The sequence below is a fragment of the Pyxidicoccus fallax genome, from assembly GCF_012933655.1.
GTDB classification, from domain to species: Bacteria; Myxococcota; Myxococcia; order Myxococcales; family Myxococcaceae; genus Myxococcus; species Myxococcus fallax.
The window spans coordinates 1-8,250 of record NZ_JABBJJ010000461.1 but is presented as its reverse complement, the minus strand read 5'-3'; the positions used below and the strand labels follow the sequence as shown (position 1 = coordinate 8,250).

General features: G+C 69.1%; 8 protein-coding genes. 4 read left to right on the top strand and 4 right to left on the bottom strand.

What is annotated here, in order from left to right; translation table 11 throughout:
• The coding region (locus HG543_RS48850; RefSeq protein ID WP_211194698.1) for a hypothetical protein at positions 1 to 480 on the top strand (480 nt) is incomplete at its 5' end.
• A 6-nt stretch (positions 481 to 486) separates the two neighbouring features.
• Here the strand turns inward: HG543_RS48850 and HG543_RS48845 are convergent.
• Both HG543_RS48845 and HG543_RS48840 read right to left on the bottom strand, forming a co-directional pair.
• The gene (locus HG543_RS48845) at positions 487 to 2,178 is read right to left on the bottom strand and encodes a DUF885 domain-containing protein (protein WP_246357848.1); all 1,692 of its coding nucleotides are present in this window, start codon (positions 2,176 to 2,178) and stop codon (positions 487 to 489) included.
• Between the two features lie 149 nt (positions 2,179 to 2,327).
• Positions 2,328 to 3,269: a class I SAM-dependent methyltransferase gene (locus tag HG543_RS48840; protein WP_169351838.1), complete on the bottom strand. Its 942-nt coding sequence runs from the start codon at positions 3,267 to 3,269 to the stop codon at positions 2,328 to 2,330.
• 286 nt (positions 3,270 to 3,555) lie between these two features.
• Here HG543_RS48840 and HG543_RS48835 point away from each other — a divergent pair, with 286 nt between their 5' ends.
• Positions 3,556 to 5,160, top strand: coding sequence for a hypothetical protein (locus tag HG543_RS48835; RefSeq protein WP_169351837.1), 1,605 nt, complete (start codon positions 3,556 to 3,558; stop codon positions 5,158 to 5,160).
• Between the two features lie 68 nt (positions 5,161 to 5,228).
• Here HG543_RS48835 and HG543_RS48830 read toward each other — a convergent pair whose 3' ends face one another.
• Positions 5,229 to 5,711 (bottom strand): serine/threonine protein kinase, encoded by a 483-nt coding sequence (locus HG543_RS48830; protein ID WP_169351836.1) that lies wholly within the window; start codon positions 5,709 to 5,711, stop codon positions 5,229 to 5,231.
• 10 nt (positions 5,712 to 5,721) lie between these two features.
• Positions 5,722 to 6,630 (bottom strand): DUF2381 family protein, encoded by a 909-nt coding sequence (locus HG543_RS48825; protein WP_169351835.1) that lies wholly within the window; start codon positions 6,628 to 6,630, stop codon positions 5,722 to 5,724.
• Positions 6,631 to 7,146: 516 nt separating this feature from the next.
• Between HG543_RS48825 and HG543_RS48820 the strand changes: the two genes are divergently transcribed.
• Together HG543_RS48820 and HG543_RS57225 are read left to right on the top strand one after the other, a co-directional pair.
• On the top strand, positions 7,147 to 7,806 hold the full coding sequence (locus HG543_RS48820) for a hypothetical protein (protein WP_169351834.1): 660 nt from the start codon (positions 7,147 to 7,149) through the stop codon (positions 7,804 to 7,806).
• A 155-nt stretch (positions 7,807 to 7,961) separates the two neighbouring features.
• The gene (locus tag HG543_RS57225) at positions 7,962 to 8,222 is read left to right on the top strand and encodes a hypothetical protein (protein ID WP_439332620.1); all 261 of its coding nucleotides are present in this window, start codon (positions 7,962 to 7,964) and stop codon (positions 8,220 to 8,222) included.
• Positions 8,223 to 8,250: the final 28 nt, after the last annotated feature.

The following is an 8,250-nucleotide window of genomic DNA, read 5'->3' as shown; positions in this document are numbered from 1 at the left end:
AGCTTGGACGGCGGGTGGACGGTGGTGGTGGAGGGTCGAATGTTCTCGCTTCGTATTGCCTGCGTGGGGCTGCTGCTGCTGACGGCGTGCGCGTCGTCCCGCCAGTCCCATTCCCACAGCCATGACCGCGTGGCGCGCGGCCCCGTGCAAAGCCAGTCACCGGAGGGCCAGGACGCCTATGGCTTCCACCCGGGGGACCCGGTGCGCGTGGGCTACGGGGACCGCGGCATCATGGCCTTCTTCGAGCTGCTGCGCGGGCCGGAGGGCCAGCGGGTGGCCTGGCGCCGCCTCGGCCCACACAGCGGCACCGGGGTGGAGACCTTCGAGGTGACCTACGAGGGGCTCGGGAAGTCCGTGCGCATGTACATCGACCCGAACCACGGGGCCGCCATCCACGCGCCCGAGGGCTTCATCATCCAGGGCCTCACCTCGCGGGCGCCGACGCCCGCCGAGGAGAAGCCCGAGGTCATCGAGCTGTAGCCCGGCTCACTCCAGCGAGGGCGCGGTGTCCCCCGGGATGAGGACGCCGCGCGCCAGCGACACCGGCAGGCCGAGCTGCAGGAAGCGGTCGTGGAAGTCCTTCAGCACGAACGCCTCTCCGCGCGACTCCAGGTGGCGGCGGTAGTCCTCGCGCAGCTTCAAAATCTGCATGCGCCCGAGCGCGTAATAGAGATACGTCGGGTTGGACGTGCCGCGCTCCACCTCGCGCATCGCGGGGAAGGGCTCGAAGTACGCAATCTCCGCGTAGCGCTTCGCCACGGCCTCCAGCGGCTCGCCGTAGACGTGGAGCGCCAGCGCGGCGTACCAGCGCGCGTGCCGCTGCAAGGCCCGGCGCAGCTGCCCGAGCCGGATGCGCGGGTCTCCGTTGCCCAGGCCCTCGTCCACCATCATCTGCTCGGTGTAGTGGGCCCAGCCCTCCACGACGGACGCGGGGGAGAAGACCTTGCGCACGTCGGTGGGGATGCGCGACTCGTAGAGCAGCTGCACGAAGTGGCCGGGAATCGCCTCGTGCACGGAGATGCCCAGGAGGCCCGCGCGGTTGAAGTACGTCAGGTGCTGCGCCTTCTGCTCCGGCGTCCAGCCCGGCTCCACGTTGGTGATGTTGTAGTAGGCCTCCGTCGCCTTCTTCTCGAAGGGGCCGGGGGTGTCCATGGACGCGAAGCCCAGCCGCGCGTACGGCGGCGTCTCGCGCACGGTGGGCAGCCGGTCCGACGGCAGCGTGAGGATGTTCCGCTCGCGCACGAAGCGCTGCAGCTCCACGAGCTGCTCGCGAGCGGTGGGAATCAGCGCCTCCGGCGTGGGGTGGTCCTTCACCAGGACCGCCATCACCTGCTCGGGCGTGGCCTTCGGGTCCACCTTCGCGGCCTCGCGCGCCACCCAGGCCTTGTAGTCGCGGATGGCCCGCTCGTTGATGTCGCGGAGCTGGTCCGCGCTCAGCGTCACGTGCTCCTCCAGGGCCAGCTTCTTCTCGAAGCGCTCGCGTCCCAGCCGGAAGTCACCGTCGGCCCGGGGCAGCAGGTCCTGCTCCAGCCAGGTGACGAACGCCTCCACCTGCCGCGCGGCGTCCTCGCGCACCCGGGCGAAGGCGTCGCGCTCCTGGGCGTCCGCGCGCGAGAAGCCCTGCGCATCCAGCGCCTGGGGCAGGTCCGTGCGCAGGTAGGTCACGGTGCCACGCGCGTCCCGCGCGGCGAGCTGGACCCACAGCTTCGGCACGCCCTTCAGGTTGGCCCGCGCGGCGTCGAGCACCGCGGGGATTCGCGCCATGCGGGCGCGCAGGGAGCGCATCCGCTCGTCCACGGGAGCGAACTCGCGCGAGGAGACGCTGCTCAGCCCACCGGTGATGAGCCCCACGTAGAAGCCCGGGTTGCGCTCCCAGTCGCGCTGCTCCTCCAGCTGCGCGAGGTCCGCGCGGATGGCGTTCTCCAGCACGTGGATGTCGACGGCGGCGTCTCCGGTGAGCGCGCCGCGGTCCACCTGCTGCACGCGGGTGAGCCAGGCGCGGAGCGTCTCCATCTTCCGGCCCAGCGCCTCCGCGGAGACGTCCGGCAGGAGGGCGTCATGCATGTGGAAGCCGAGCCGCGTGGCGTGGGTGGGGTTGGCCGCCGTGTACCAGTCGAGGTACTCGCGGACGAGGCGGGCATACGCGGCATCCGCCGCGGAGGCTGGGGCCGAGGACATGGTGGCGGGAGACTCCGGCCCGGTCCGCGCGCGTGGGGCGCAGGCGGAGACGCAGGCCAGCAGAACGAGGGCGGAATGGAGGCGCACGGGGACTCGAGGCATGGGAGGCCCACAGTGTCGGCGCTCGGCGACGCTGGGGAAAGGCGGAATCAGCGTCCCCGCGCACCGAGTGTGGCGCACAGCACGGCCACCAGCGTTTCCGCTCGGTAATCGAGCCCCACGTAGCCTGGGTAACGATTGGGGTGCACCAGGGGGTGGTCACCCAGGTCCACGGCCTGGGGGACGGCCGCCCGCGTGAAGCCCGTCCGAGCCAGGCGCCGCCACCAGCCGCTCACGTGCTCGTATCCCCGGGCACAGCGTTCCCCGGAGTCGGCGAGGAGTCCTTCGAGTTCGCGCGCGAGGAACGCCTTGAGTGCCTCCCGCTCCAGGGGGGCCAGCGGGAGCTGGTCCACGAGGTGGAACGTCTGCCCATAGAAGCGCCACCCATTGTGGAAGCGCAGCTCCAGGTCGCTGACCTGGTGGTCCGAGCTGGGCTCGACGAGGACGAGCGCCTGGGGCTCCAGCATGCGCAGCCGGCGCAGCACGCCGTCCTTCCGCTCCTCGCCGGCGACGCTTCCGCGGACGCGGTGCAGGGTGAAGGCCGAGTGCACCAGCAGCGTTCCCTGGAGCGAGGCCACGAGGGCCCAGAACGACGGGTCGAGCTCCTCGACGGGGGACTGGAAGGGCATGACGTGGACGTCCAGTCCGTACGCCTGCGAGGCCTCCATCAGGTTGTGCTCGGCGGCGCGGAGGCTCACGCCATCCGGCTCCACGGCGACCACCGTGAGCGAGCGGGGCCGGTCCGCTCGCGCTCCGAGGCACCGCACGAGGTCCACCGCCTGCCGCCCCGTGCCGAGGCCGATGTCGAGGAGGACGGCCTGCTCCCGGCCCGCCAGGTGGTGGCAGAGCAAGGCATTGGCGATGGGGCCCGCGAGCGAGAGGGTCGGCAGCGTGTCCGCCATCAACTCCTCCAATTCCTGACGTGAGCGTGAGGCGTCACGCCCCGAGAGCCTCGTGAGGAGGGAGGTCAGACGTTGAAGGTTCGAGCTCATGACGGCAATGCTCCGGATGACCCGGAGGCCGCTCGCGCACCGAAGTCGTGGACTGGCGCTCGGGACGCGGCCTGTGGCGCTCCCGCTGCGCTTCAGAGGGGTATACGAAGGCAGACACATTTCCTGGCTGAAGGGGGCGGACCGGGGCGGGAGACGCCTGACTCCGAGAGCGTGGCGAGCCTTCTCGGCAAGATGGGCTGCGCCCGTGCGCGACGCCGCGGCGTGACGTCTCGGCGCAGTGGGACTCTCTTGCCAGTCTGCCCGGACATCATCGAGCCTTCAGGACATGCGCCTCCGTCCCCTGCTGCTGTCCGCCGTGCTGCTGTCCGCGTGCGCGTCACGGAGTCCGGCCGTTCGCCAGGGACTTCCCGCCGCGGAGCCGGACGCCACCGCGAGCACGCAGCCGCCCGCCCCGATGCCAGACGTTCCCCCGGTGTCAGGTGAATACGGCACCGCGCATCCGTTCGTGCTCCAGGCCCACGCACCGGACGGCCGCTGGCTCGTCGCGTGCCAGGCGCGTGAGGACACCACGGGCGACGGGCGTGTGGAGGTCGCCTTCGGCCGTCACGGCGACGCTTACGGCGACGTGCTGCGCCCCTACCTCTTCCTGGAGCCCGGACCGGGCACGCCCATCGACGACCTGCTCGCGTCGGACACGACGGGGCGCTACCTCGTGCTGGTGCGTGACGGCGCGCTCCAGTTGCTGGACACGCACACTCGCGCGGAGGAGGTGCTGGCCGCCAACGTCACCGCCGATGCCACCAGCGCCCGGCCTCCGGTCCGCGCCATGTTCTCCCGGGACGGCACCCGGCTCCTCTTCCTTCGTCCGGAGGGCGCGAAGGTCACGGCGGTGGTCCGAGACCTGAAACGGAACGTGGAGCACGTGCTCGACGCGGGAGGCGGGCTGCTCGGGCAGGCGATGCTGGACCCCTCCGGACAGTGGGTGGCCTTCGACGTGGTGGCGGAGGACACGGATGGAGATGGGACGCTGGCCTGGCCCCTCGAGGGGACGACGCTCGCTCCATCGCAGTGCAGGGGCCCCGTCATGTCCAGCTCGCACTTCGGCTGGCAGGGGGACAGGCCCGTGCGCCGCTTCCGCCCGGTGGAGGGCGGCGCCCTGTACGAGGGACTCGACATCCTCCAGCCGCTGGGCTCGGGCCTGCTGCGCATGACCGAGGACCAGTCCATCCTCTTCGAGCACAGGGACGGGCGCCGGGAGACCTGGCTTCCCTCGAGCTGCGATGGCGAGCTGCTGTACGCGGACGCGGCGCGCCAGCAGCTCCTCGTGAGCTGCGCGACGAAGGGAGCGAATCGCTCCCTGGAACTGTACGGACCTGGAGTCCATCAGTCGCTCGGATGGAGCGTGAGCCTGTCGGCGCGGCCGGAGTACTCGGGAGGGGCCGCCCCGCGATTGCTGACAGTGCCCGCGTCCCGAGGGAAGTCGGCCGAGCCGACCACGGTCCTCGTCGACCTGGAGCGGCGCGCGGTGCGGCCCTGGCCCGTTCCGTCCTCGACGCTGGAGGTCGCGCAGGGTCCCGTCGCGCTGTTGAGAGAGGAATACAAGTCCACCCGCCCCGAGGGCGGCTGGGAGTCGCGCCTGTGGCTGTGGAACGCGCAGACGGAGGAGAAGGTCCTCGTGGGCGAGCCAGTCACGGATGCCAGCAGTTGGACGGGCGACATGCTCCTCTACAGGGGGTGGCTGATGGACCTGCGCTCGGGCCGCGTGCTGGGTACGGTCGAGGGGGAGCCGCTGAGCATCGACACCCTGGGGCGCGCCTTGCGTCCCAGAGCGCCCACGGCGCGGAGCGAAGAAGGGCTGCCCGGAGGTACCGCGCCCCTCGGTCCCGTGTGGTGGGAGCCGGCGGTGAAGGCTGACACACCCAAGCCCTGAGCATGGAACCTGCAATCTAGTTACAATAGTGTCCGAGACCCCCAGCAATCCAGCGCAGAGCCCTTCGTCTACCGGAACGAGTTCACGACGAACACCAAGGCACCCGAGTAGTCGAGCACCGCCAGTCCAGGGCGGGAATCGGACTTCTTGCTGATGTCCCGGCCGACCGCGCAGATGGGCACGGGCTCTCCATCCACCGGATGCGCCTCGTAATACCGGACGACAATTTGCCGCCCGCTCGTCCAGACATGGCCATACAGCCGGGTTCCCGCTTCCAGCATTCCCAGCGGGCCGTCCAGGTAGCTCTCGACGGGGCCGTCGTACAGCGTGATGTTCCGCCGGTCGATCTGGTTGGCATCCAGTTCGACCTTCGCCGCGTCCCCCACCCTCATCCGGAGGATGCGCATGGTCTTGAGCGCCTCTTCCGAGCACTCCTCCGGCCCCGGACTTCCGTCCGCACGCAGCGGCACGGAGCCCCGGGCGGCCGTACAGCCAGCGGACGCGCAGAGCAGGACGATGCAGGAGACGCGAAGCACTCGGGACAAGTCCATGTGCGCGGATCTACTCGCGCACGTACCGTGGATCCAGGACCACCTGGAATTGTCCCACCCCATCCGGCCGGAAGAGCTCCAGGACGAGCTGCTGGACGCCCTGCTTCGAGTCGAAGGCACTCGCATCCGCGACGACCGCGAAGATGCCTGAGGCCCCCGGAGCAATCTCCTCCCGGTCCGTGCGCAGAGCGAAGGGTCGGCCCTCGCGCGTCTCCACCGTCGACAGGCGGACCTCTCCCAACCGCCACGGCTTCTGTGCGTCTCGATTGCGGACGTTGAGCAACACGGCCGTCTTCCCCTTGCCCGCGAACCAGCTCACGTCCACTTCCGCCCCGTCACAGTCGAGACGCTGCCGTTGCTTCCACCGGAAGGGCGTCTGCCGGGATGCGCCGCTGACCAGGAGCGCGGCCAGGGAATGGTCGACCGAGTTCTTCTCCTGGCGGTAGCGCTCGGCGTCCGCCGCATTGAGCCGCTCCCTCAAGAGCGCGTTGGAAAGCTGGGCCCGCACGGAGGGCAAGGAGTCATCATCCGGGACTACATTCACCTGATGGTCCACCTTCTCCGCGCGCGACGTCACGGTGAAGGGCAGCTCGGTACCGTCCTTGAGCGTCACCAGCAGCAAGAGCCGGTCCTCTGAAGTGAGGTTCTGGAGAGGGAACAACACGACGGACCTGCCTTGTGCCACCAACGGTTCGAAGCGGCCTTCCCATCCCAAGAGCCGGGTCTTGTCGGCGTCCACCGACTGCTGGAAGCGGAGAACAGAGGCAATACCGCCAGCCACGTACACGGAGTTCGCGACCTCACCCGGCTGGTCGGGAAGCACGACGTCACGAATGACCGACGTGCGTTCCTGCGCTACCGCCGCGGAAGCCAGGAGGACCAGAAACAGGACGGACCGGGCAGGTAGGACGTATTGCATGGCGCTGCTAACCTAGCAGGGCGTGCTCGGTCGTCCATACCCCATGGGCGTTCCCCGCCGGTGAGTGCACTTCGCGATGGTCCTTTCCCATCTGCCCGAGCAGCGGAGAAGAATGCTCAAGACATTTGCGCTGGCAGGACTCGCATCGATGCTCTGCGGGTGCGCCACGCATGCTCCGACCTGGCAGAGCAAGATCGAATGGCCCACGGAGGACTCGGTCCGACTCGTGAGTCACCCCATGGAAGCGGGAGCCGCACTCGCCGCAGCAGGCGCGGTCCGCGAGCTGGTGACGAGGAACCCATTCCCTGACCTGTTCCAGGGATGCACCAGTCCCGAGCAAGGACTGGATGTCGCCGTCTTCACGGGCCCCACGCCAGGCCTCTATTACGTGGTGCTCCATCAGCGCTTCAATCGATGCGGCGGCCCGGCCGTTCGTGTGCTCGATGGCTGGTTCTCCTACGCGGTCACTCCCCAGGGAGAAGTGGTTGCGGAGGCCCCACATCCCAGGAATCCATCGTGAGGCCACTACAGTCCGCCCTGGCGCTCGCCCTCGTAGCCTCGGGCTGCGCGAGACGTCCGGAGCCGCTCGCGTCCCCAGTGGTGAACGACAGGTCCATCACCTTTCCACTGGACGCTGAGCGTGACGCCATCCAGGTCGGCACTCCCGGGCAGAGCTACATCCTGGAGGGAGAGGTCCTGCGGGCCCTGATGATTGCCGCCAATGACCTCTTTCCACCGGGCTCCGCCCCCACCGAGTGCCACAACCGGAGAGAGGCCTACACATATCGGTTCACACGGCGGGAAGACGTCATCTTCATCTACATCGATGAGGACCTCGCATACTGCGGGCGCAGGCTCCCCTCGATGGACTCGGGCGCGAAGTACGCCATCGCCCGGGATGGCCGCCTCCTGCGGCGTATCGTGGACGGAGTGGACGAGGATGATGCCATCTGGCGTCTGAAGACTCCGGACGGCGGCGTGGTCACCGTCATCGCGGCGCCCGGTGTGGTACCCGATGCCACGGCCCTGGACGCGCCAGACAGCGGCATCCTCAAGGTCATCTCCGAGCCCACCGGGACTCCAGCGGAGCAGGGCATCGAAGCCCTTGATGGGGGGAAGCCAGAACGCACCTCCAGCCCCCTCCTATCCGCGAGCAGGACTGAGGAGACGAAATGACGCGTTGGCTTCCTCTCGCACTCTTGCTTCTCCCAGCCTGTGCGCTGTTCCATCGCCCTCCACGCCCCGTCCATGCGCCACCAGAGGAAGCAGCCCGCTTCTCGTTCCCGGAGACAGGCATTCCTGAAGAGGGGCTGCGAGCCGTTCCGGGGGCCATGGTGCGGGCCATCCAGCTCGCGATGGAGGACTTCTATCCCTGGGACAAGAAGCCCCCGACATCCGAAGGGCCAGAGTGGGAATGCCTGTATCGTCGCGAGTCGTACGGCGTGTACGCCGCGCCCTACCAGGATGATGTCATCCTGGTCAGCATCGTTCTCGAGCCGCAGGCCTGTGGAGGACGGGCTGTGCCCCACGACATGGGCGCGCTCTATGCGGTCGACACACGAAGCTGGCGCATCCTGGCGGTTCAACGCTGAGCGACCCCATCCCCCTCCCCCTTCCCTC

Bases quoted from the DNA above. Each gene is read 5' to 3' on its own strand.
- HG543_RS57225 (WP_439332620.1), top strand. From the start codon at position 7,962: ATGGTGCGGGCCATCCAGCTCGCGATGGAGGACTTCTATCCCTGGGAC.
- HG543_RS48845 (WP_246357848.1), bottom strand. From the start codon at position 2,178: ATGTCCTCGGCCCCAGCCTCCGCGGCGGATGCCGCGTATGCCCGCCTC.
- HG543_RS48835 (WP_169351837.1), top strand. From the start codon at position 3,556: ATGCGCCTCCGTCCCCTGCTGCTGTCCGCCGTGCTGCTGTCCGCGTGC.
- HG543_RS48830 (WP_169351836.1), bottom strand. From the start codon at position 5,711: ATGGACTTGTCCCGAGTGCTTCGCGTCTCCTGCATCGTCCTGCTCTGC.
- HG543_RS48825 (WP_169351835.1), bottom strand. From the start codon at position 6,630: ATGCAATACGTCCTACCTGCCCGGTCCGTCCTGTTTCTGGTCCTCCTG.
- HG543_RS48840 (WP_169351838.1), bottom strand. From the start codon at position 3,269: ATGAGCTCGAACCTTCAACGTCTGACCTCCCTCCTCACGAGGCTCTCG.